25 protein-coding genes are annotated in these 23083 nt (G+C 47.3%); 17 read left to right on the top strand and 8 right to left on the bottom strand.

Going from position 1 to position 23083, the window contains the following annotated elements; all coding sequences use genetic code 11:
- The first annotated feature begins 334 nt into the window (after window positions 1–334).
- The 5 genes from ACMVP2_RS00930 (at window position 335) to ACMVP2_RS00950 (ending at window position 2749) form a co-directional block, all read left to right on the top strand.
- Window positions 335–682 (top strand): hypothetical protein, encoded by a 348-nt coding sequence (locus tag ACMVP2_RS00930; protein WP_416866328.1) that lies wholly within the window; start codon window positions 335–337, stop codon window positions 680–682.
- 9 nt (window positions 683–691) lie between these two features.
- Window positions 692–973: a hypothetical protein gene (locus ACMVP2_RS00935; protein ID WP_416866329.1), complete on the top strand. Its 282-nt coding sequence runs from the start codon at window positions 692–694 to the stop codon at window positions 971–973.
- Between the two features lie 25 nt (window positions 974–998).
- Window positions 999–1274, top strand: coding sequence for a hypothetical protein (locus ACMVP2_RS00940; protein WP_416866330.1), 276 nt, complete (start codon window positions 999–1001; stop codon window positions 1272–1274).
- A 22-nt stretch (window positions 1275–1296) separates the two neighbouring features.
- On the top strand, window positions 1297–1521 hold the full coding sequence (locus ACMVP2_RS00945) for a hypothetical protein (RefSeq protein ID WP_416866331.1): 225 nt from the start codon (window positions 1297–1299) through the stop codon (window positions 1519–1521).
- Window positions 1522–1651: 130 nt separating this feature from the next.
- A complete protein-coding gene (locus ACMVP2_RS00950; protein ID WP_416866332.1) occupies window positions 1652–2749 on the top strand; it encodes a DUF695 domain-containing protein in 1098 nt (365 codons plus the stop codon).
- Window positions 2750–2797: 48 nt separating this feature from the next.
- Here ACMVP2_RS00950 and ACMVP2_RS00955 read toward each other — a convergent pair whose 3' ends face one another.
- Window positions 2798–4180 carry a sodium:solute symporter family protein gene (locus tag ACMVP2_RS00955; protein ID WP_416866333.1) on the bottom strand — a complete coding sequence of 461 codons (1383 nt, stop codon included), beginning with the start codon at window positions 4178–4180 and terminating at the stop codon, window positions 2798–2800.
- 148 nt (window positions 4181–4328) lie between these two features.
- A complete protein-coding gene (locus tag ACMVP2_RS00960; protein WP_317487180.1) occupies window positions 4329–4730 on the bottom strand; it encodes an Hsp20/alpha crystallin family protein in 402 nt (133 codons plus the stop codon).
- A 149-nt stretch (window positions 4731–4879) separates the two neighbouring features.
- On the opposite strand from ACMVP2_RS00960, the gene ACMVP2_RS00965 reads away from it, so the two are divergent.
- Window positions 4880–5872, top strand: coding sequence for a phosphatase PAP2 family protein (locus ACMVP2_RS00965; protein WP_416868232.1), 993 nt, complete (start codon window positions 4880–4882; stop codon window positions 5870–5872).
- Window positions 5873–6139: 267 nt separating this feature from the next.
- Here ACMVP2_RS00965 and ACMVP2_RS00970 read toward each other — a convergent pair whose 3' ends face one another.
- Window positions 6140–6859: a DUF4197 domain-containing protein gene (locus ACMVP2_RS00970; RefSeq protein WP_416866334.1), complete on the bottom strand. Its 720-nt coding sequence runs from the start codon at window positions 6857–6859 to the stop codon at window positions 6140–6142.
- A gap of 158 nt (window positions 6860–7017) precedes the next feature.
- On the opposite strand from ACMVP2_RS00970, the gene ACMVP2_RS00975 reads away from it, so the two are divergent.
- Both ACMVP2_RS00975 and ACMVP2_RS00980 read left to right on the top strand, forming a co-directional pair.
- Window positions 7018–8280 carry a competence/damage-inducible protein A gene (locus tag ACMVP2_RS00975; protein ID WP_416866335.1) on the top strand — a complete coding sequence of 421 codons (1263 nt, stop codon included), beginning with the start codon at window positions 7018–7020 and terminating at the stop codon, window positions 8278–8280.
- 224 nt (window positions 8281–8504) lie between these two features.
- Window positions 8505–9773, top strand: a complete 1269-nt coding sequence (locus ACMVP2_RS00980) for a dihydrolipoamide acetyltransferase family protein (protein WP_416866336.1) — start codon at window positions 8505–8507, stop codon at window positions 9771–9773.
- A gap of 52 nt (window positions 9774–9825) precedes the next feature.
- Here the strand turns inward: ACMVP2_RS00980 and ACMVP2_RS00985 are convergent, their stop codons facing one another.
- Window positions 9826–11511: a M14 family metallopeptidase gene (locus ACMVP2_RS00985; protein ID WP_416866337.1), complete on the bottom strand. Its 1686-nt coding sequence runs from the start codon at window positions 11509–11511 to the stop codon at window positions 9826–9828.
- 128 nt (window positions 11512–11639) lie between these two features.
- Between ACMVP2_RS00985 and ACMVP2_RS00990 the strand changes: the two genes are divergently transcribed.
- The 3 genes from ACMVP2_RS00990 to ACMVP2_RS01000 all read left to right on the top strand — a co-directional run bounded on the left by ACMVP2_RS00990 (window position 11640) and on the right by ACMVP2_RS01000 (window position 13224).
- A complete protein-coding gene (locus ACMVP2_RS00990; RefSeq protein ID WP_416866338.1) occupies window positions 11640–12605 on the top strand; it encodes an MBL fold metallo-hydrolase in 966 nt (321 codons plus the stop codon).
- A gap of 31 nt (window positions 12606–12636) precedes the next feature.
- Window positions 12637–12966 carry a hypothetical protein gene (locus ACMVP2_RS00995; protein ID WP_416868236.1) on the top strand — a complete coding sequence of 110 codons (330 nt, stop codon included), beginning with the start codon at window positions 12637–12639 and terminating at the stop codon, window positions 12964–12966.
- 81 nt (window positions 12967–13047) lie between these two features.
- Window positions 13048–13224 carry a 2-oxoisovalerate dehydrogenase gene (locus ACMVP2_RS01000; RefSeq protein ID WP_339794167.1) on the top strand — a complete coding sequence of 59 codons (177 nt, stop codon included), beginning with the start codon at window positions 13048–13050 and terminating at the stop codon, window positions 13222–13224.
- A 51-nt stretch (window positions 13225–13275) separates the two neighbouring features.
- Here ACMVP2_RS01000 and ACMVP2_RS01005 read toward each other — a convergent pair whose 3' ends face one another.
- Window positions 13276–13974: an RDD family protein gene (locus ACMVP2_RS01005; RefSeq protein WP_416866339.1), complete on the bottom strand. Its 699-nt coding sequence runs from the start codon at window positions 13972–13974 to the stop codon at window positions 13276–13278.
- Window positions 13975–14018: 44 nt separating this feature from the next.
- Here ACMVP2_RS01005 and ACMVP2_RS01010 point away from each other — a divergent pair, with 44 nt between their 5' ends.
- The 6 genes from ACMVP2_RS01010 to ACMVP2_RS01035 are packed head-to-tail and all read left to right on the top strand — an operon-like array spanning window position 14019 to window position 20007.
- Window positions 14019–14984 (top strand): stage II sporulation protein M, encoded by a 966-nt coding sequence (locus ACMVP2_RS01010; protein ID WP_416866340.1) that lies wholly within the window; start codon window positions 14019–14021, stop codon window positions 14982–14984.
- Window positions 14965–15846, top strand: coding sequence for a hypothetical protein (locus ACMVP2_RS01015; protein ID WP_339794163.1), 882 nt, complete (start codon window positions 14965–14967; stop codon window positions 15844–15846). The genes ACMVP2_RS01010 and ACMVP2_RS01015 overlap by 20 nt, the downstream gene beginning before the upstream one ends.
- Window positions 15830–16522 (top strand): hypothetical protein, encoded by a 693-nt coding sequence (locus ACMVP2_RS01020; protein ID WP_339794161.1) that lies wholly within the window; start codon window positions 15830–15832, stop codon window positions 16520–16522. Before ACMVP2_RS01015 ends, ACMVP2_RS01020 begins: the two co-directional genes overlap by 17 nt.
- Window positions 16519–17673 (top strand): DUF4350 domain-containing protein, encoded by a 1155-nt coding sequence (locus ACMVP2_RS01025; protein WP_416866341.1) that lies wholly within the window; start codon window positions 16519–16521, stop codon window positions 17671–17673. The genes ACMVP2_RS01020 and ACMVP2_RS01025 overlap by 4 nt, the downstream gene beginning before the upstream one ends.
- 41 nt (window positions 17674–17714) lie before the next feature.
- Window positions 17715–18686 (top strand): AAA family ATPase, encoded by a 972-nt coding sequence (locus ACMVP2_RS01030; protein WP_416866342.1) that lies wholly within the window; start codon window positions 17715–17717, stop codon window positions 18684–18686.
- A gap of 1 nt (window position 18687) precedes the next feature.
- On the top strand, window positions 18688–20007 hold the full coding sequence (locus tag ACMVP2_RS01035) for a DUF58 domain-containing protein (RefSeq protein ID WP_416866343.1): 1320 nt from the start codon (window positions 18688–18690) through the stop codon (window positions 20005–20007).
- On the opposite strand, the gene ACMVP2_RS01040 is transcribed toward ACMVP2_RS01035, so the two are convergent.
- The 3 genes from ACMVP2_RS01040 to ACMVP2_RS01050 are packed head-to-tail and all read right to left on the bottom strand — an operon-like array spanning window position 20008 to window position 23023.
- Window positions 20008–21288: an adenosylmethionine--8-amino-7-oxononanoate transaminase gene (locus ACMVP2_RS01040; protein WP_416866344.1), complete on the bottom strand. Its 1281-nt coding sequence runs from the start codon at window positions 21286–21288 to the stop codon at window positions 20008–20010.
- Window positions 21285–21920, bottom strand: coding sequence for a dethiobiotin synthase (gene bioD / locus ACMVP2_RS01045; protein ID WP_416866345.1), 636 nt, complete (start codon window positions 21918–21920; stop codon window positions 21285–21287). Before bioD ends, ACMVP2_RS01040 begins: the two co-directional genes overlap by 4 nt.
- Window positions 21893–23023, bottom strand: coding sequence for an aminotransferase class I/II-fold pyridoxal phosphate-dependent enzyme (locus tag ACMVP2_RS01050; protein ID WP_416866346.1), 1131 nt, complete (start codon window positions 23021–23023; stop codon window positions 21893–21895). Before ACMVP2_RS01050 ends, bioD begins: the two co-directional genes overlap by 28 nt.
- Window positions 23024–23083: the final 60 nt, after the last annotated feature.

Below are 23083 nucleotides of genomic sequence, written 5' to 3' on the forward strand. Positions count from 1 at the left end.
CCGCAAAAATAATACGGGGGGTTAGTTTAAACTAGTTTTTGGATGGGAAAGTCGGGAGGAAATTGGAAGTGGCAGATTGAGAGGTGCGAAAGCTTGAGAATGATGAGTCAAGCGCATCAAAGTGAGAAGTGGCAGGTTCAGGAATCGGGAAAGCAGTTTGAAGACCGAGGATCGAAATAAGCGTCTTCTGCAATATCAAAAGAGAGTGGCGAGCTGAAAAGTGGTAGTACGATCCGTGAGAGCCAATATTCACTTAGGTGCGATGGCTATTTTCAATAAGGGAGCCTAATTGCGCCGAAAGGGCCATTTTCAAATTAAAATTCTATATTTAAGCATGAAAAATTTTCTATTTTTTATTGGAGGTGGTCTGTTCGTGGTGCTTGTCTCTTATGCTTCGCCAAAAGTATATTCCTGTAAGGATGAAGTAAAGAAGCTCATGGTGGCCAATGACTCATTGAGGGCGGAAGTTCAAAAGTCCCAGGCTATTGCCGAGGCCAGTAAACGTGAGGCTGAGCAACAAACACTAATAGCCGAAAAGCAACGAACGATTGCAGGTCAATCTCAGGAAGAAGCCCTTATCCAGGCTGAGCGGGCAGTTGAGGCCAGCGCCGAAGCTGTTAGGCAGGCGGCCCTGGCTAATGAATACAAAAAGCAGCTTGATACTTGTCAGAAGAAGAACTAAAAGCAACCCATGTCGACCATGAAACTCTGGACTAAAATCACTATCGGCATCCAAGTGCTGATCATTATCTTTTTTGCTATTTACTCCTCTCTCAAAGCGAATGAAGCATCCACGTTCCTGAACTTATTGAGGGAGCAAGAGGCCCTGCTGGTTCGGGCTGAACTGGAAGCTGAAAAGCAAACTGAAATAGCGATGAGTGCTCAAGCCGAGGCCGAACAACAACGAATGATGGCCGAACAACAAGCTGCACTCGCTATGCAGACGCTTGAGGCATGCGAAAAAAGTAAATAATACGACCAACCAAACCCATAAAAACATGAAACTCTGGGCAAAAATTCTAATAGGCGTTCAAAGCCTTTGTATCGTTTTTATGCTTCTCTACGCCTTCATCCTGGCATCCGAGGCAACCAAGCAAGCTACTATCGCTGAGCAACAGGCACAAATCGCCGTAGCAGCGCAACAAGAGGCTGAAATGCAAAGAAAACTAGCTGAGGAAAACGCAGAAGAAGCCATACGACAAAATGCACTTGCGGCAGAAGCCGCAGGTCAAGCAAGAAAGGCTCTGGAAGATTGCCAAAGCAAAAACAAGTAACTTGCCGTCAAAGGACTTTCTCATGAAAAATATTCCGTTGATTATCATTGTCGTGTTATCGGCAGCCCTGATTCTCCTGGGCATCTATGCCAAAATGCAGGCTTCCAAAGCTGAGCTTAACTCGCTAATGGCCAACAAATACCAGGAAATGATGCTGCAGGAAAAGGAGGTGAACGAACAATTGACGGTGGAGTTGTTGGAGTGCAGGGAGGGAAATAGTGAGGAGAATGTAAGTAGTAAGGAGTAGGCAGTGAATCAGTTGGTCAGGCGGCTGATCTTCATGATAGGGATTATGAAGAATAGCGAGGCTTTTGCGACCTGAAGCAGCAGAAACGTCAGGATATTATTGGAGTTATTTGCCATGTCAAAGAGAAAAAATGGGATTATTTAGAAATTTACTAAGAGCGAAGGGAACACCGATCAAGTCGAATAAGGATTTTTGGAGTTGGTTTCAGAATAATGAAAAAGATTTCTTCAAAGTCATAAAGAGCCAGGGCAATATTGAGCGAGATGTGTTTAATAAATTATCTACGCAACTCAATCAACTAAGGGATGGGTACTGGTTCCTGGTTGGAATGTGTGATGATAACACTGCGGAATTGATATTAACAGCTGACGGGGTTTGTAAAAACATTGTCTTTGTTGAAGAATTGGTGAGCGGCGCCCCCGTACTTGATAACTGGAAATTCACTGCATTGAAACCTGCACTGAATATTAATGACGTTTACATCAGCATGGGTGACCTGAAATTTAATAAGGAGAATTTATTCTTCTATTCGAATGAACGTTCTGAATATCCCGATGAAGTCGACATTACGGTTGTCCATTCGGACTACCAAGAAGCATTGAAGGAGCCAATTACAAATGGGGTGTACATCTTCATGGATAATTATTTAGGTGAACTCAACTCGTTGACTGCCATCGATAATATGCAGATTGTAGGTACAGAAAATGCTAATAAGGAGTTAATCCCTATAGAGAAACTTAAAGATTACCTTGTTTGGAGAGAAAAAGAATTTGTAGAAAAATATGAAGGAACGAGATATGATACTGTTAGTGATACCTATAACTCGCTTGAGGCAACATTAAGTAACGGGAAACCTCTAATAGCTATTATAAATTCTGCTTTACTTAGCTGGGATAGCAAAGCATCTCACCCTTGGGTTGTAAAGGTAGAGATTATATATAAAGGTAATGAAAACGGAATGCCTGACAAACAAATTTACGATCTAATGAATACGTTTGAAGATCAGCTAATGCTTGAATTAAAAGACTCAGCAGGGTATTTGAATATTGGTAGACAAACCGCAGATGGCTCAAGAGAAGTTTACATGGCCTGCAAAGATTTTAGACTGCCTTCGACGGTTCTGGATAGATTTCAATATGATTTTAGAGGCAGATTGAATTTTGACTATGTAATTTACAAAGACAAATACTGGAGGTCATTCAACCAATTTAGGCCAGAAATTAACTAGAGCCTAATCCAGTGAGTATCACATTTAGTCTGTCATAAAGATTGGAAATCATCTATCCCTGGGAAACAAAAAAGTCCCCACCACCATTCCCAAAGCACTGGCACCAAACCCAATAAACATAGCCGGAAACTCGAAATGAAATACATGTTCGCTCAGAAACCAGCTGATTAGCCCAACCACCATCGACAATATCGCCCCGCCCTGGGACGACTTTTTCCAAAACAGTGCTGTTACCATTGGCACAAACAGTGTAACCAAGCCCAAAATAGACGACTCCGACACCAGCTCATAAATATTGGTTCGGAAAGCAGCCAACCAGGCAGCCAAAGCTGCCATACCAACCACAGAAACCCTCAAAATAACTAAAAAGCGCTTGTCGGACATGTTTTGATCCACCAACGGACGAATGATATTCTCCGATAATATACTGGCAGGTGCCAGCACAGCCCCACTACATGTGCTGAAGATCGCCGACAACAGCGCCCCGAAAAACATCACCTGTACCCACAAGTTGGTGTGTGCCATTACCATGGAGGGCAACACCTGTTGGGTGTCTCCATCAATCAATTCCGGATAAAGCACCTTACCTGCCACGCCAATGAACAGCGGGAGAATAGCAATCAAGCCGTACATACCAGCTCCCAGCAACGTAGACCGAACGGCCGTTTTCTCACTTTCGGCAGAGTTGGCCCGCTGAAAAATATCCTGAGAAGCGAGCGAACCGAGGCCCAGCGTGAGCCAAGCCGCCAGATAATGAATCCAGGTCATCGGGTCTCCGTCGGTAGGTACAAACGAAAAGAAACCCTCCGGCGCACCATCCAATACTGGTGCCATTCCGCCAGCTTTATTAACAATAGTAACCGCCACAATCACCAAACCGACGACAATGATAATGCTTTGCATGAAATCAGTAATAGTAATAGCCCACATCCCTCCCATCAGTGTATAAATCGTCACCACACTAGCACTGATCAGGATGCCGTAAATGGTGGGCAGGCCTGAGATGATCTGAATGAGTATGCCAAGCGCCACCAGCTGGGCAGCGATGTAACCAAAGAAAGTAAGCAGCATGCAAAAGCTGGCAATCAACTCCACGCTTTTTCCGTAATGGTTGCGGTACAAGTCGCCGAGCGTCAGCAAGTTTAACCTGTATAACGGTTTGACAAAGATGAGGGCAAATAAAACGAGGCAAAGCACGCCTCCGAACGGATCTTCGATCACACCCAGCACGCCATGCTTCACAAATTCGGAGGATGCACCAAAAATAGTCTCAGAGCCAAACCAAAGAGCAAACAGCGCTGAGGCAGAGAGAAACATGGGCAGCTTTCGACCCGCCAGCATGAAGTCTGTGGATGTTTTGATGTACCTGGAAGCGGCTATACCAATAGCCACAGTCAACAACAGATAAATCACTACAAAAACTCCAAGCATTTGCCTCCGCTGAAACGTAAAGATGAGCAGCAAAAATAGGAGTAGAAAAATGGAATACAATACCGTTAAAACACAAGACCCCACGGGCAAACGCTCGCAGGGTCTTCAAAAAGGACTAATCAAAACTATGCTTAATAGTTATTCTCTTTTACACAGTATCTATATCTATGCTCCTGAAATATCCCTCAGCCAGTTCATTAAAAGGCATGATGACTTTCAAGTGCTTTCCTTCATACAAGGCAGTGATGCTATCCAGCTCCACGTCGAATGGGATAGGCATCAAATGTACAATATTTGGCGCTCCCTCCTGTTCATTCGTGTGGTTGGGCGCCTTATAGTTCAGGTAATGGAACACACTCAAGTGCCTGTTGTGAATTTCAATTTTGAGGTTTTCCACCGAGAGTCCCGGAGCAACCACATCCAATTCGTAGCAATCTTCCAGCTTCCGCATTTTTGTGGAAGGAAGACTCATACCGCCATTGATTGTGTTCAGCAAATCGGCCGTCACAACCATGTTTTTTACCAAAGAGTCAGATAACTTCATTTTCATATATCCTAAATTCCCACATCACTAATCAATCAATGTACCAACGCATTTTTCAGGTATTTATGTCATGTTTTCTGAATAAAAATTCATAGAATCGGTCAAATTGTCTTTTTGTCTGACAGAGTAATCCTGTAGTTTCGGCAAAAAAACAGCTGATGTTTCAAACCGAGCCAAACCATTTCCTCCAAAGTTTTGACAGCCCGGCCATTTACTGGCTTATGGACGCTACCACCAGGCTCGGGTACAACTCCGCCTTCATTGCCGTGGCCATTGTGCTCATTTTTGGCGTCCATATGAAAAGGGCCTTCCTTGCTACACACATGCTTATCTGGACAGGGTTTGCGGGGGCACTTTTAAAGGACTTCTTTGCCCTGCCCCGCCCCGAAAATGTTGATTCATCGCTCAAGCACCTTGTCGATGAGTTCAACGCCGTTTCTCCCTTCGTCAGAAAAGGCGGGCAATCTTTTTTTAGCTTGCCTGCACCGGAAGCCATCGAATACTACAGAGAGAACAAGCTCGATTCTTATGGCTTTCCATCAGGTCATGTAAGTGGCTCGGTGGCTTACTGGGGTGGCATTGGATTATTGTTTAACCGAACCTGGGTGAGGGTGGCGGCCATCATTATCATTGCGTTGATGCCATTTTCACGCATGTACCTCGGCAGGCACTTCCTGGCCGATGTGCTGGGTGGGCTCGTTCTCGGTGGCATCACCGTTTGGCTGGCATGGTTTTTCCTGATCAAAAAGAATAAACTTTCGGCCTATCTCTCCCTCAGCAGGCTGCGACTGCAAATGAATATGCCTACCCTCATTTTCATATCCTCCTGCATTTTGCTTCCTATCGTTTTCATTTTCCTGGGCAACAGCATAGCTGCTCAATTCCTGGGGCTTAATATTGCTTTCCTCCTCATTGGCTTGCAGGGATTCCCTTCTGATGAAGGTAAGTGGCCGATCCGGGTTTTAAGAGTAGTGCTGGCCATTGCGGTATTGGTGGGGAGCAGCATTCTCCTTGATCAACTGATCAGGGCTGTAGGGTTGAAAGGCAATGACACTGTGCTACTGATCAAAAGGGCTTTGGAGATGTTTTTGCTGATTTGGGGCAGCACGGCTATTGCTAAGAAATTGGGATGGTATAAAGCAGCTTGATTGACTGCCACCACATAAAATCTTTAGGTAACTTCATTCAACCTTTTTGCAGGAAAAAACTCAACAGAGTACTCCACCGCAGAGTAAAGGAGTACCGCAGAGATGAAGCCTTCGGCTTTGTCAAACGCAAACAGGACGGACTGAAAGCTATTACTATTTTTTGGTTCAGCGTTAGTATAAAACCTAGCTTTAGAATCGCATTCTCCAGTGACCTTAGCGTCAGCAAATGTCCACATAACCCAGGTCAGTTATGAGGCGGTTATCTGCTCAATTATCCTGCTCCTTGAACACCTTCTTTAATAGTTCGGAAGTTCGGGCGCCGGGGTTGTTGCGAATATTGGCTTCTTCCTGAGCCACCAGCTTGAACAGACCATCAATAGCCAACGTGGTTGCGTAGTCGTTCAGGTCAGGATTCACCTTGTCCACAAAAGGAACCTTGTTGTAAGTATTCACCAGGTCGCCGTAGTATTTAGTCGCATTCACCTTGTCCAACGCCTTTTGAATGACTGGCTTAAATTTGTCCTCAAGTTGACTGGTCGTTGTTTTCTGCAAGTATTGAGTGGCGGCGTCTTTGTCTCCTTTAAGGATATTCCAGGCATCATTGATTGTCATTTGCTTAATCGCACTCACAAAAATTGGCGCTGCCTGCTTGGCCGCTTCTTCAGCTCCCCTGTTGAGCGTTTCAATGAACTGATCCACCTGCTTATCCATGCCCAGCTGACGGAGCTTTGTCTCCACTTTTTGCACGTCAGGGGGAAAAGGAATCTTGATCTGAGGGTTTTTGTAGTAGCCATCGACAGCAGAGGCTTTTTTGGCTCCGTTGGTAATCCCTTTTTCCAGCGCCTCTTTCAAGCCCGATACCACCTCCTCGGTGGTTGGCTTGGCGTCTTTCAGGTAGCCGTCAACTGTTTTCTGTATTTGCTGAACCGAGCAGGCCGAAATTGCCAGCATGCCAAAAGCCAATATTGTTGCAGATAAAAATCTCATTACGTAGCTGTTTTAAACTTTTTCAAATAAAACCACTTTATATCTTTATAGCTAAAAAACGATGTTACAAATTTGGCAGGAATTTAATGTAGCCGAAGCCAGCTTGATAACACAGCGATCTGTTAACTTTCGCCAGAATAACGAACAACATCCCATCCATGCATATCAACGCAGAAATACTCAGCATAGGCGATGAAATCCTCTATGGACAAATCCACGACACCAACTCCACCTGGATCGGGCAGCAGCTCTCGGAGCGTGGCATCAAAGTGATTCGTAAAACCACCGTGGGCGACGTGGAAAACGAAATGATGACCGCCTTTGCGGAAGCAGAAAAAAGAGCAGACATCATCATCATCACAGGCGGCCTGGGCCCTACCAAGGACGACCTGACTAAACCATTATTGGCCAGGTACTTCGGTATGGAACTGGCATTACATGAAGAAGCCCTCGCAGAGATCACTGCTCTCTTCGAAAAGCGAGGCTTCCAAATGACAGACACCAACCGCCAGCAGGCGTGGTTGCCGAAGGGAAGCACAAAACTGACCAATCGCATGGGTACGGCTCCGGGCATGTGGTTCGAAAAAGGCAACAAAACCTTTGTATCGCTGCCAGGCGTGCCTTATGAAATGAAAGTGCTGATCAGCGAACAGGTGATCCCCAGGCTAAGAGAAAAATACACTCTGCCAGTAATCTACCACAAAATGATCCGCACCATTGGCATTGGTGAATCATGGTTGTCGGACAAAATTGAATGGTGGGAGACCAGCCTGCCTCCTCATATCAAATTGGCCTACCTTCCCAGTCCCGGGGAAGTGAAACTGCGGCTGACGGGTGCCGGCCCCAACCTGGAGACTCTGGCAAAAGAAGTGCAAGCTGAAATAGACCGGGTGATGCCAGACATCCAGAAGTTTGTATACGGCTACGACCAGGAAACCATTGAATCAGCCATCGGCAAGCTGCTGCTGGAGCGCAAGTTAACCGTGTCTACCGCCGAAAGCTGCACAGGTGGTTACCTGGCCCATGAAATCACGAGCATCCCAGGCAGTTCTGCCTATTATATGGGCAGCATTATCTCCTACGACAACCGGGTCAAAACCGATGAGCTGGGTGTGAAACAGGAAACACTAGACACTGTGGGCGCTGTGAGCGAAGAAACTGTGCGACAAATGGCGGAGGGAGTTAGAAAAAGATTGAAAACAGATATTGGGCTGGCTACCTCGGGCATTGCCGGCCCTGACGGAGGCACTCCTGACAAGCCTGTCGGTACCGTGTGGATTGCCTGCGCTTTTGAGGGGCGGACTTTTGCGAGAAAACTACAGCTGACCACCGACAGGCAAATCAACATCCACGCCAGTGCGTTGCACTCACTGAATCTTTTAAGGACATCGCTGATGGAAATGGAGGCGATTTCTAAATAAGTGTTCTCTCTGCCCGGTTTGGTAAAGCTTACGACACTGCAAGGAAAAATTATACATCATTCCCATTAAAATGTTAACTTAGAGGCCGTAAGCGCTATTTTGCAAACAAACGATTCTTAGGTTTTAGTCTTAAAAGAGGCGATGAATTAGAAGAATATTTTGAAAAGCAATAAACAACAATACAAATAACCTATTACCCAAAAGGATACGAAATACTTAGTGACATGGCAGTAGTTGAAATGGTGATGCCCAAAATGGGTGAAAGTATAATGGAAGGCACGATCCTTTCATGGTTGAAAAAGCCAGGAGAGACCATTGAACAGGATGAGTCGGTGCTGGAAGTGGCTACTGATAAAGTGGATACGGAGGTGCCCGCCACCCATGCTGGTGTGTTGAAAGAGATTTTGGCCAAAGAGGGTGAAGTAGTGCAGGTGGGCAAAGCCATTGCGATTATAGAAATTGAAGGAAGCAGCGAAAACGGACATGCTGCTGACATCTCAGGAAATGGCAAGGACGCTGTGGCGCTCGCTTCCGAAATGGTCGAAACAGCCGTAGCAGCAGTGAGCCACGCCCCATTGGTAAAGCCAAGCTCCGACAGGTTCTACTCTCCCCTCGTGATGAGCATTGCCAAAGAGGAAAAAATCAGCACGTCAGAACTGGAGGGCATTCCCGGCACAGGCAAAGAAGGCCGTGTAACCAAAAATGATATCCTCGCTTACATTCAAACCAGAGCAAAAGGTGCTGCTCCTAAAGTGGCCGAACCTGTAAAAATCACCTACAGCGGCGATGATGAGATCATCGAAATGGATCGCATGCGCAAAATGATTGCTGAGCGCATGCTGGCCAGCAGGCAGATCAGCGCCCACGTAACCTCGTTTGTGGAAGCTGACGTAACCAACGTGGTGAACTGGAGAAATAAATGGAAGCGCTCTTTTCAGGAAAAGGAAAAGGCGGCCCTTACCTATACCCCCATTTTCATTGAAGCCATTGTGAAGGCCATTAAGGACTTCCCTATGATCAATATCTCAGTGGATGGCACAAAGATTGTCAGGCACCAGGGGGTGCACATCGGTATGGCCGTGGCACTGCCTTCGGGTAACCTCATTGTGCCCGTGATCAAAAATGCAGATAAGCTTAGCCTGCTGGGCATTACCCATGCAGTGAACGACCTTGCTGAACGTGCCCGCACCAATAGCCTGAAGCCAGATGAACTATCTGGTGGTACTTATACCATATCCAACGTGGGGTCATTCGGAAACGTGATGGGCACTCCTATTATTATGCAGCCTCAGGTCGCTATTATGGCCGTTGGTGCCGTTCGCAAAAAGCCGGCAGTTATAGAAACCCCGCAGGGCGACTTTATCGGCATCCGCCACATGATGTTCCTCAGCCACAGCTACGACCACCGGGTGGTAGATGGTGCACTGGGCGGCATGTTTGTGAGGAAGGTGGCGGATTATTTGGAACAGTTTGACACTAATCGTACTATTTAGGTGCTTAAGAAAATAAACGAAGAGCTCGCTGGTATCAGGGAGCTCTTTTAGTTTACTTGAGACTGATTTCTTTACTCACCTTCCCTCCTTTTTCAGAATCGATGGTGATGGTGGCTTTGGGTGAACCGCCCGTGACTTTGAATACATACTCCACTGTTTTGGTACGTTCCACGCTTTCACCGTCTCTGCGGCCCGGCAGGTTACCCAAGTCAGTGCGCATTTTACCACTGACCAGCTCAGCGCCACTTAATTCCACAATCGCCCTTACTGGTTTGGTTATCTCGAGCTCTATGGCTCTTTCCGTGATATTTGTCGGCAAATAGCCGTCGTTTTCTACAGTAAGGCTCACTTTCACCAGCTTACCTTTTTCCAGCACTTCTACTTTGGGCTGGGAAACGGCAATCTTAGGACTGGTTTCTGCCAGCCATAGCATCCATTCCACATACTTTTCTATTTCGCCCTTCAGGTATTTGGTGGGTGGATTCTGGCGGGTAAACTTATAGTCCCAGCCCCCTATTTCCACCTTACCCAGTTGCGGGTGATCGTAAGCCTGCCAGTTCACAAAGCCCTTGCCACCCAGTTCGGCATCGTTCCATTGCATTCTTTCGAGATCAGACACCCGGCCGTCTTTGTTGGCATCGGCCTGGAAGGCTCCCCAAAATTCGGGCACAAAGCCTACCACACCATAATCCCAATAGCCCCAGCTGATCAGGGTGCCGTGGCGGTGCAGCCGTGGGTTGCTATAGCTGGGCACTACCTTCTGGCTGGTAGTGGTTGCATACTTGTCCGAGAGCTCAAGGATGAGGCGTTGGTCGGCCATGTTGAAGCTGTCCCAATTGGTAGTGGAAGGCAATCGGTAAAGAAACCCGGCCGCTGTGTGCCCATGGAAAATGCCCGTGATGTTGCGGTGCGAGCTCAGAAACTCGATGGTGGCTCTGGTCTCAGGCTCCGAAAGCGGATAAGGTCCTGCTCCTTTTTGCTCCGACTCCAGGCCCCAGTTGCGGGGGAAGTTACGGTTCATATCAATGCCACCTATGCCGTCTTCGTTGTACAGTCCGTCTTTGTCATCATCAATGCCTTCTTCGTACATGTCGTAAAAATCGCCACTTAGGTCGTTGGGCTCTCTTTCCACCATGATGCGGGGATCTTCGGTACTGATTTTCCACTTGCCAGTGGGGTTCTTCACCCGCATATCGGTGATGAGATTGTCATTGTTCAGGTCGTTGCCCGGGTCTTCGTCGAGCAGGCCGTCGCCGTCCTGGTCGTAGGGTCTGGGTGTGCTGCGCAGCGCCTGGGGAGTCGTCAGGGCAATATCAGCACCGTCCGGATTGAACTTGGGGCGGATGTAGATAGTGCGGGTATCGATGAGGTTGGTAATGCGTGGATCCTTACCGTAGTTGCTCAGCAGCAGCCAGGTATAGTGCAGTGCTACTTCAGCACCCGTTAGCTCTCCAGCATGGATGTTGCCGTCGTAGTAATAGGCTGGCTTGTCCTCTGCGGCACCTGTGCTTTTGTTAGTAATTTCCAGCACCATCAGCTGGGTGCCCATGAGCGTCTCGCCTATAGAATAGAGTTTGGTCAGGTTCGGATAGGCTTTGGCCCACTCCTGGAGCAAGTAGTAAGCATCAGCAGTGGTGTGATACTTCGCCCAATTGGGGTTTTTAGGGTCTTCCTTCTGTGCCTGGGTGAATTGGGCGGCGGCGGCAAGCATGGTAATGAGGAGCAACTTTTTAAACATGGCTTTCGGTTTGATTGATGCAATAAGATACCGACGCCCTATGAGCCTTTGAAAGGGAATGTGATGGAAGGGAGGTTTCATTGCTGAACGATCAACCCTACATTTAGAATGTTTCACTAGATTGAAGCATGATACGCCCGAAAGTTTTCAAAGCAGCGCTCGTTCTGCTGATCAGCATAATCATCTCTTCATGCACCAGGAACTCAATTGAACAAACCGTCAATGAGTTGCCAGATCAGTATGTCATCGTTCTCGGCGTAGCGCAGGACGCAGGCTATCCTCAGGCAGGTTGCACCAAGCAATGCTGCCTGCGATACTACAACGGAGAGCATGAGGCCCAGCGGGTAGTCAGTCTTGGCATCGTCGACCAAGCGGTCGGCAAGGTCTGGATGATCGAAGCCACCCCTGACTTCAAAAGCCAATGGCACGATTTGAATGAGAAGGCCGGACTGAACAAAAGCGTTCCCGATGGCATTTTTCTCACCCATGCGCACGTAGGTCATTATACCGGATTGCTGGAGCTGGGCAGAGAAATCATGGGTGCTGCCAATGTACCTGTTTACGGCATGCCCGTGATGCGGTCTTACTTGACAGAGAACGGCCCCTGGAGTCAGCTAGTAGCGCTCGAAAATATCAGTCTGCGAAAGCTCGCCGCCGATTCGACAATCCGGCTTTCCCCTGATGTTTCCATTACCCCTTTTGTTGTTCCACACAGAGACGAGTTTTCAGAAACGGTTGGCTACAAAATTGCCAGCGCCAATAAAAGCATCATCTTCATTCCTGATATTGATAAATGGAGCAAGTGGGACAGAAGCATCAGAGAGTTGGTAGCATCTGCCGACGTGGCCTTTCTGGATGCCACCTTTTTTCGAAACGGAGAAATCGACCGAGACATGAGCGAGGTGCCCCACCCTTTTGTGGAAGAGTCGATGGCGCTATTTGAAGACTTGCCCGAAGGCGAAAGAAGCAAGGTGCATTTCATTCATTTCAATCATACCAATCCGTTGATTTGGAGCAACAAAGAACAAGAAAATGTAAAAAATAGTGGGTTTAGTATATCCAAGGAAGGTGATATATTCGATTTGGTTAATTAAATTAAGTGCACAATACTGATTTTCGACAACCATGAACAGAATCCCCTCTTTTATTTATCTCATTTTTCCGATGTGCCATTTGGCACTTATTATTTTGAGGTTTTTTGGGGTTCGGTATGATTCTTACTGGGGTTTTGATGCACTTTTTTCGGGCTTAATCATGGCCTTGATTGCTTCCGTCCTTTACATCGTCCATGTAACAAAAAATCAGGAACTCAACCGGGAGGGCAAGTTCCAGTGGATACTGCTCATTGTAGTTGGAGGCTTGTTTGGCGAAATATATTACTGGTTCAAGCACATTCGGAAGGGTGAGTTTGCTAAGTCAAGAAATTCCAGGCGGTACTTCAACTCAAACATATAAGTAACAGGTCAAACCGAAACTCTGATATCTCTGAGAAACTAGAATTCTGGCGAAATCGTTACCTTTATACAAAAATATGTTATGAACGAAATTATTTTCATTGTTGAAGAATCACATGAAGGAGGATTTGAGGCGAAGGCCCTGGATCACTCCATCTTTACCGATGGCAATGACATGGATCAACTAAAGGCCAACATTCGTGAAGCGATCCAATGTCACTTCGAAGTCGATGCTCCCAAAATTGTCCAGCTAAAGTAAAGAGGTTACTATCTGCGCTCCCGCAGATAGTAACCTCTTTACTTTTGATTCCTACATCTCCTTGGCCGCCATGTACTCGTAGTCGGCAATTACGGTATACAAAAACTTCACGTCTGGCATCGGGGTTTCTATTGATAACAGGTCTTTGATTTTTTGTGACACCAGCATCACTGCCTGATCGTTGAGTCCCTCCTTCCGCAGGTTCAAAGCATTTCTGATGACTTCAATCTGGCTGTCATTCAGCACCCTGGCAGTTGGAAACGTCACCTGATGGTTTTCATCCACTTTAGTGACAAGGTCAGCATTAGAAACCTGCTTTTGCAGTCTGATCACCACTGTGCCGGCAGCCAAATCGCCCAGCCGTTGCCCGTTTTGAGTCGCAATAATGGTGATCACGGCAACACCTCCACTCATAAAGTAGATGTCGACGAGCCGGAGCACCCACCTGAGGATATAATTCACTATTCCGGCAGGGCTGCCGTCGGCCTTCACCACTTTGATGTTCATGGCTTTTTTACCAATACTCTGCCCCTGAAAAAGAGACTCGAAAAGCAGGGAATAAAACATGACCAATACCCATGGAATGAAGTAGAACTCCGGTCGGTCAAAGCCTGTGGAAATGATCCAAAAGCACAGCACGATGAATACAAAAATCACAAACATGTCAATCAGGAATGCGAGGATTCTTTCGCCAAGGCTGGCTAGCTCAAGGTCAATTTCTATATTCTGACTGGTGACAAATTTGGGCATTTCCCTTCTAGTGATTATGTTAACGCATATTTGGGCGGAAGATAATGAAGCAGTCAATATTTGTAAAAAATAATCAGGCTAAATGGAATGAATTTGAGTCGAAACTGACAAATACTGGCACACTTTCTTCCGACGAACTTTCGCTCATCTATATCCATCTTACCGAAGACCTGGCCTTTGCCAAAGCCAACTATCCAAACACCAAGCTTTTCACCTATCTGAACTCCCTGGCGCTGAAGGTGCATACAACGGTATACAAAAACAAGAAAGAAGAGAAAGGGCGGTTCCGTAAATTCTGGGCATATGAGGTGCCATTGGAAATTCGAAGGTCGTACAAATATATCCTTATTGCCTTCCTCATTACTGCTGCCGGAGCGTCGATTGGCGCATTGTCTTCTGCCAACGACGAAACCTTCATACGCCTGATCATGGGAGATGCCTATGTGGACATGACATTGAACAATATCAAAGAAGGCGACCCCATGGGCGTGTATGGTTCTATGGATGGTAACCATATGTTCATGGCTATTACCTCCAACAATATCCGGGTGTCATTTGTGGCTTTTGCGCTGGGCCTTTTCTTTAGTGTTGGGGCTGGCTGGGTGCTGTTCCAAAATGGTGTAATGCTCGGTGCCTTTCATTACCTATTCTTCAAAGAAGGCCTCTTCGACGATACCATCCTAACCATCTGGCTTCACGGCACTATTGAAATCTGGTCCATCATCGTAGCTGGGGCGGCAGGTATTGTCCTCGGCAATGGCTTCTTGTTTCCCGGCACCTACCCCCGGCTGTACTCGTTCCAGCGAGGAGCGAAGCAAGCCATCAAGGTTGTGCTTGGCCTGCTTCCTTTCTTCATAGTAGCCGGATTTATCGAGTCGTTTGTTACCCGACATACCGAATGGCCACTTTACCTGAAGCTTTTGATCATCAGCTTGTCGCTGCTGCTCATTCTATTCTACTTTTTCTATTTGCCTCTAAAAACCAACCCTCATGACCACACCAAAAATTGAGTTGTACAAAATGCGTGACTTCGGTCAGAAGCTGAATGCGACCATCGAATTCATAAGAGCAAACTTCAAAAAGCTTTTTACAACATTGCTTTTCGTTGCTGGCCCCACTGCCCTCATCATGGGCATAGTGATGAAACAGTTTATGGGGTTTTTCATGGGCATGTCCGCCAACCCGGGGAATCCGGCTATACTGGATGACCTCCCCACACTTTTCACCAATTACTTCGTCATGTTCCTGGTGTCCATTTTTGCCAGCATTATGTTGTCGCTTACAACCTATGCCTTCATGGAGCTCTACAGCCAAAAAGAAGCGTCGGAGTTTAGCGCCATGGACGTGCTTCGCAATGCCTTGAGCAGGTTTGCCTCCACCTTTTTACTGACCATCCTCGTGGGCATTACTCTTTTCATTTCAGTCTTCTTCTTCTTTCTTCCAGCGCTCTATTTCGGGGTCGTCCTGTCGCTGGCCATTCCTATTCTCTATTTCGAGAAAGTAAGCCCGGTGGAAGCCTACAGAAGAGCATTTACCCTTATCAAGGACAAGTGGTGGAGCACTTTCGGGCTGCTTTTCATTTCGGTAATGATTTCCTATGTGGTCTCGATGATTTTCTCCGTGCCATTTTATGCTGTATACATGTTTGAACTAGTAGGTGTGGTAGACAAAATCAACACCGACCCTAGCGCCTTCACCAATATCTTCTCAAGTTGGTATATGGCCATTAGCATGGTGATCCTGGGTGTGGGTGGCTACCTCTCCTACTCTATCCCACTGATCGCCCTTGGCTTTCAGTACTTCAATTTGGCAGAGCGAAACAGCGCCCCTGGCTTGATCAACAAAATTCAGGACTTTGAAAATATTCAATAAGACTGCGTTTGCTTTCACATCCAGCTGCATTGTATGCTGTAGTGCCTTGTACGCCGAAGCCAGGTGGCTGGCGGCAGGGAGAGCCTTTGACCAGGCAGCCATGGAAGCTTACAAAGCCGACCCAGCTTTTGACTACGTCAGTCTCAGGCCGGAGGGAATTTCACTTTGGGATCAATTATGGCTTTGGATATTTAGCCTGATCGGAAGGTTGTTTGGTGGGCCCAACGGACAAAATATAGGCCAGGTCCTCTGGTTACTTTTTCTTGTGGCTGTGGTTGTGGGAGCAGCCTATTTGATCATTAAAATGCAATACGGCTCTGTTTTTTCTAAATCGAATGAGGCTGGCAGTTCAGCCTTTACCGTGTATGGCGGCAGCCAGCAGGTTGATTACAACAAGCTCATCAATGAAGCAATGGAAGCCGGCGACCTTAAAATGGCCATTCGCTATTTGTATATGAAAGGCCTGACAAACCTAAGTGATCAAAACCTGCTGAAGATTCGCTCCTGGAAAACTGGCGCCGACTATGCCAGTGAGTTGAGTGGAGACCAAAAATCAAAGTTTATCCAGCTCAAGCAGGTGTTTGAGTATACATGGTATGGAGAGTTTGAGCCGGACGAAACCGACGTTCAACTGTGCAAAGCGACAGTGGCTGACCTGGAAAAGAAAAAGGCATGAACAAAAAGGACAAAATCTTTCTTTGGGTTTTTCTAGGACTTTTTGTTGGCTATGTCATCGTGCAATATACAGCGCCCAAGCCCCTCGACTGGGCGGTTACCTTCCATGAAGACGATAAGAATCCATTCGGAGGTTTTGTGCTCATAGAAAGGCTGCCGGACATTTTTCCCGAACTTGAAACCAGCTACTATAACTTCACGCAGCTTTTCACAGACAAAGAAAATGTTCTCGTTTTGGCTCATGAAATGGAACTAAGCCCAACCGACGAGGAAAGCATCAATGAGATGCTCCATGCAGGTAGCTCCGTTTTTTTAGCAGCCCATCAATTTCCCCAATTATGGCTCGATTCATTGGGCCTGAAGGTGGCGTTCAACTACAGCTTCGTTAACGAGGAGATATTCGGAGAAGATCAGATTCAATTAATCAGCAGGATAAACTCCTCTTCAGCAAGCTACCCCAGGCAGATGATACAGGCCGTGTTTGAGGAAGTTGACGCCGACAAATGGGAAATCATTGTAACCGATGAAACCGACCAGCCCCTGGTCATAAAAAAAGCAGTTGGTGATGGCGAATTGATTTTGTGTAGTTCACCACTGATCTTCACCAATTTCGGGTTGCTCTATCAGGACAACTACCGGTTTGCGGCCGGCATATTGAACCTCCTCCCTGAGCAACGCACCCAGCTCAGCTACTTCTACCAGCTGGGCCGACCGGAAGTTCAAACCCCGTTGCGTTATATCCTTTCGCAAGAAGCACTGAAATGGGCGCTATACCTGGCTTTGGCAGCGTTACTGGTCTTTCTGATTATCGAAACACGAAGGAGGCAACGAGCCATTCCAGTGATGACACCGCCAGAAAACACTACTTTGACTTACGTGAAAACACTGGGCAATCTGTACTTTCAGGAAGGCAATCACAAAAACCTGGCAGAAAAAATGATCCGGCACTTCATACACCGGGTAAAGGAAAAATACTACTTGACCTTTGAGCCGACTGAACATTTTAACCATATGCTGTCGGTGCGAAGCGAGGTACCTATTGAAGAGATTAACGCTACGCTGGCGGTCGTGGTCGCCATCAGGCAAAAGGAACAGATAAAAGGCAACGACCTGGTGTTGCTGGCTGAAAAGCTCAACAGGATAGTGAGTTGAAAAATGTTAAAAAAGGAATCAGAAGTTGACATAGAAATAGCATGAGTGAATTTGAAAACAGAATTGATCTGAAACTTCTCAATGAGAAAGTAGATAAAATAAAAACCGAAGCCAGGAAAGCGCTGGTGGGCCAGGACAAAATGCTCGACCTGATTCTGGTGGCGCTGCTGGCAGAAGGCCATGTGCTGATTGAGGGCGTGCCTGGTGTAGCCAAAACGCTCACCGCAAGACTGACGGCCCGAATGATTGACGCCGAGTTCAAGCGCATTCAGTTCACTCCCGACCTGATGCCGGCAGATGTGCTGGGCACCTCTATTTTCAATCCCAAAAAAGCTGAGTTTGACTACAAAAAAGGACCTATCTTTTCGAACCTTGTGCTGATTGACGAGATCAACAGGGCACCAGCTAAAACGCAAGCCTCCCTTTTCGAGGTAATGGAAGAAAAGCAGGTGACCAACGACGGCACCACCTATCCGCTGGATCCTCTTTTTATGGTGCTGGCTACCCAAAACCCCATTGAGCAGGAAGGAACCTACCGCCTGCCGGAAGCGCAGCTGGATCGATTCATTTTCAAAATAAAGGTCGATTATCCAAAGCTGGAAGAAGAGTTTCAGGTGCTACACCTGGTCAATGGCAATTTTGGCTTCAAGCAGCTCAGCTTTATTGAACCAGTGATTAACCGCAAGGAAGTAATAGAAATAAGGGAAAACCTGAGGCAGATATTGACCAAAGACTCGCTGGTGGAATACATTGCCCACCTGGTAGGCAAAACGAGAAGCCATCCTTCCCTGTATCTTGGTGCGTCGCCGAGAGCGTCTATCGACCTGCTGCGTTCGTCAAAGGCCTACGCTGCTATGCAGGGCCGTGATTTCGTGACGCCGGAAGACATTCAGTACCTGTTCAAGCCAGTGGTTGACCATCGGATCATCCTCAATCCTGAAGCTGAAATGCAAGGGCTCACCACCACAGAAGTTTGTCAGCAGATTATTGAGCAGGTCACTGTGCCCAAGTAAGATGAAGCTATTCGTTACCAACCGGTTCTACTACAGCGCCACTGCCCTCACCATTGGGTTTGCGGCCAGCTATTTCTTTCCAGTGCTTCTCATCCCGGTTAAGCTGACTTTCTTTGCCTTTATGGCATTGCTGGCTGCCGATTTGCTCTTGTTGTTTATCACGGGGGGCGAGGTGAGCTGCGAAAGAGAATTACCGGAGCGGTTCTCGAATGGCGATGACAATGCTGTGGTCTTGAGAATAACTAACAGGTACTCATTCGGCCTGGACGTTGAGGTGCTGGACGAGCTGCCTCCTCAATTTCAGATGAGGAACCTGGCCATTGTTCTGACTGTCGCCAGAGGTGAAACACGGCTGGCGTCTTACTCCGTTCGACCTACGACAAGAGGCGAATACAACTTCGGCCACGCCAACCTGCTGGTTATCACTAAAATTGCCTTGGTCAACAAGCGCTTCAAAGCGGCGCAGGAACAAACGGTAAAAGTGTATCCGTCCTTTCTGCACCTTCGCAAATACGAACTGATCGCCTTTTCTCAGCAACAGTCAATAGAAGGCCAGCGAAAGCTTCGGAAGATTGGCCATAGCATGGAGTTTGATCATATCAAGGAATACACACCCGGCGACGACCCACGCCACCTCAACTGGCAGGCAAGCGCCAGAAGAGGCCACCTGATGATCAATCACTACATCGACGAAAAGTCACAACCTATTTACAATGTGATTGATAAGAGCAGACCAATGAAAATGCCTTTTGAAGGAATGACACTGCTCGACTACGCCATCAACGCATCGTTGGCCATCAGCGATATTGCGCTTAAAAAAGGTGACCGGGCCGGGCTTGTCACTTTTCAGCACAAACCCGACACCATCGTGCCTGCACAAAAAGGCACCAAACAGATGTATGTGCTGATGGAAAGCCTCTACCACGAAAAGACAGCCTTCACTGAGCACAACTTCGGGATGCTCTATGCCCAGATAACAGCCAAGATTACCTCGAGGAGCCTACTGTTGTTGTACACCAACTTTGAATCGTTGTATTCACTTGAGCGCCAGTTAAAATACCTGAAGCTGCTCAATCGCAAACACCTCGTGCTGGTCATCATTTTCAGAAACACAGAACTCGACGGATTGATTACCAAAGGGGCGGGTGACCTGCGGGAGGTGTACCATCAGGCCATCGCTCAAAACATGCTCAACGAAAAATTTGCCATACTCCAGTTGCTTCGCCAGCACGGCATTCTGAACCTCTACACCACCCCACAAAGCCTGACAGCAGATGTTGTGAATAAGTATTTGGAGTTGAAAAGCCGGAGGGCGATTTAGCTAAGCAACAAAAGCATCCAGGAACTCAATAACAGCGCCATATACCGTTGCCAACTCTTCTTCATTTACCACGTAAGGCGGCAACACATATATCACATTCCCCAGCGGCCTGAGCAAAATGTTTCTTTCCAGAAAAAAGGGCATCACCTTGGTGCGTATGTCATTGAAATAAGACGTATCACCTGTATTGATGTCCAGTGCCAGAATTGTACCGGTAACTCTCACATTTTTCACCCTCGTATCATTGCTGATCTTTTTGGCAAAAGTCCGATGGCTTTTTTCAATCATCTGACGCTGCCGCAGGCACGATTCGTCGAGCAATAGCTTCATGCTGGCAATGGCGGCAGCACAAGCCAAAGGGTTGGCTGTAAAAGAATGACCATGAAAGAAGGTTTTCGAAAGGTCAGCCGTTGCAAAGGCCTCAACAATAAAGTCAGCCACAGCAGTGACTCCCAGCGGCAGAAAGCCGCCAGTAATACCTTTCGACATGCACATCAGGTCGGGCTTGTGCCTAGTTTGATCTGTAGCGAATATGGTTCCTGTTCGCCCAAAGCCGGTCATTACTTCATCTGCAATGCAAGTCACTTTGTTGCGCTGAGCAATGGACATCAGTTCATCCAAAATGGCTGGTGAGTACATATTCATTCCTCCAGCCCCCTGCACCAGCGGTTCAAAAATAAAGGCGGCGACCTCGCCCGTAGCGGTAAGCTCATTCAGGCGTTCAAACACCTGAAACTTATTCTGCTCCGTAGGAAACGGAATAAAATCGACATCAAACAGCAGAGAGCCAAACGGGGCTGTAAACCCTCCTCTGTCTCCCACTGCCATGGCTCCAAAAGTGTCTCCATGGTAAGCGCCTTCTATGGCGATCAGTCGCTTCTTAGGCGTGCCCAGGTTGTGCCAATATTGAAGTGCCAGCTTAATAGCCACTTCCACCGACGTGCTGCCATCGTCGGAATAAAAAACCTTAGAAAATTTATCCGGTAGCAGAGCCAAAAGACTTTCCGCCACCCGAACCGCCGGCTCATGCGTAAAGCCTGCAAAGATCACCTGTTCCAACTTCATGGCCTGGTCGGCAATAGCCCGGGCGATGTCTGGCTGCGCATGGCCGTGAATGTTTACCCACCACGACGACACAGCATCGAGGATTTTCCGCCCATCTTCGGTGTAGAGGTAGGCGCCCTCCCCTTTCCTAACTACAAGTGGTGCAATGCTTCCCTCCAGGGGTGTGAAGGGGTGCCAAATAAGGGCTTTGTCTATTTCTTGGAGTGATTTACTCATTTCCAGTTCTTGTTCAATTGCGCTGCGTATTTCTTCACCGTTTCCTTGTCTATTTTCTCCTCCTGATGGATATGAAGCAGCACAGGCCATCCTGTTTTTGCCGTAATGATTTGCTCACTTTCAGGATTGGAAGGGCCGTTGAAGATAATACCAGCTACAGGTACCTTGTGAGCCTTCAGGTATTCGGCAGACAACAAGGTGTGATTGATGCTTCCCAAATAAAGATTGGCGACAAGGATGACCTCTGCCTTGAATTCTATGATCAGGTCGGAGACGAAATCATAATCATTGAGCGGCACGAGCAAACCGCCCGCCCCTTCAATGATCAGACAATTGTTGGTTTGCGGCAACTTGATCATCGTCATGCTTATTTCAACACCATCGGCCTTCGCTGCCGCATGGGGAGAAGCTGGCGTGTTCAGCAGGTATGCCTCCGGGTGAAATTGCGTTTTCTCGTTGCTCACCAGCGACTTTACCGTATCAGTGTCCCTGGGAAGTCCGGCCTGAATTGGCTTCCAGTAGTCGGCACGAAGCGCTTCACAAACAATGGCGCTGACCAGCGTCTTCCCGCTATCGGTACCAATAGCCGTCACAAAATACCTGCTTAGAATGGCTGGCTTAAAATCTGACATAGTGCATTTATTTCTTCTTCTGTGTTATAGGTATGCAGGCAAATTCGCAGCCTCTCCTCTCCCTCTCTCACTGTTGGGGCTAAAATCGGGCGAACATCAAATCCTTTGCTCTGTAAAGCTTTTGCCATAGCTTTTGCCCTTTCATTGCCCGGCACAACAATAGGTTGAATGGCTGTATTGCTCTGTATTCTCTTCATGTCAATCCCATCAGGAAACTGGCTTAAAAACAATGCTATCCTTTGTCTAAGTTCGGCTTGCAGATGCTGGTTCTTCGACAGGTAATTAAACGCCTGCTCAATCGCTACCAGACTATGCAAAGGCATCGCCGTAGTATAAATAAATGGCCGACCAAAATTCACCAGATAATCGATCAGTTCCTGGCTACCCACTACCGCTGCGCCATGAACACCCATGGCTTTCCCGAACGTGTAAACCCTGGCAAAGAAATCGTGTTCCAGGCCTAGAGAGCAAACCGAACCATTGCCTCCTTCTCCAAAAACTCCGGTACCATGCGCTTCATCTATGATCAACCTTGCTTCATATCTTTTACAAAGCGCCGCTATCTCCTTCAGGGGGGCAACATCTCCATCCATAGAATACACAGATTCTACCACCACAAACTTATTGCCTTCAGCAGTTTTCAGTCTTCGTTCAAGGTCATCCAGGTCGTTGTGCAGAAAGGCAAAAGTCTGGGCTTTGCTCAACCAGGCACCTTCCTTAAGGCAAACGTGTGAAAGCTGATCGTAGATAATAGTGTCTCCTTTTTGTGCTACCGAAGAAATCAGGCAAAGGTTGGCCTGATAGCCAGACCCAAAAACCAGTGCTGCTTCACCATTAAAAATGCCAGCCAGTTTTTGTTCCAACGTCATAGCAAAGTCGCTGTTGCCGGAAAGTAATCTTGAACCAGTGCCCCCATGAGCTGGAGCTCCCAGCTCTCCAAGCCTGTTGGCTATCATTTGCCCAAGCGCTTCTGACCTGGCCAGGCCAAGGTAATCGTTTGATGTGAAATCGTGCGGCAAGTGGATGGCTGGCAGAGCACGTAGATTGCCTTTGGTCTTACGCTCGACCAACCTTTGCTGCATTTGAGGGGTGATGCTCTTCATAGCCACCACAAAAGTGGATGCTAAAGGCGGTATGCGCAAGGAATCAGGTAATTTGTTAAA

The sequence above is a fragment of the Imperialibacter sp. genome, assembly GCF_048007035.1.
Taxonomy (GTDB): domain Bacteria; phylum Bacteroidota; class Bacteroidia; order Cytophagales; family Cyclobacteriaceae; genus Imperialibacter.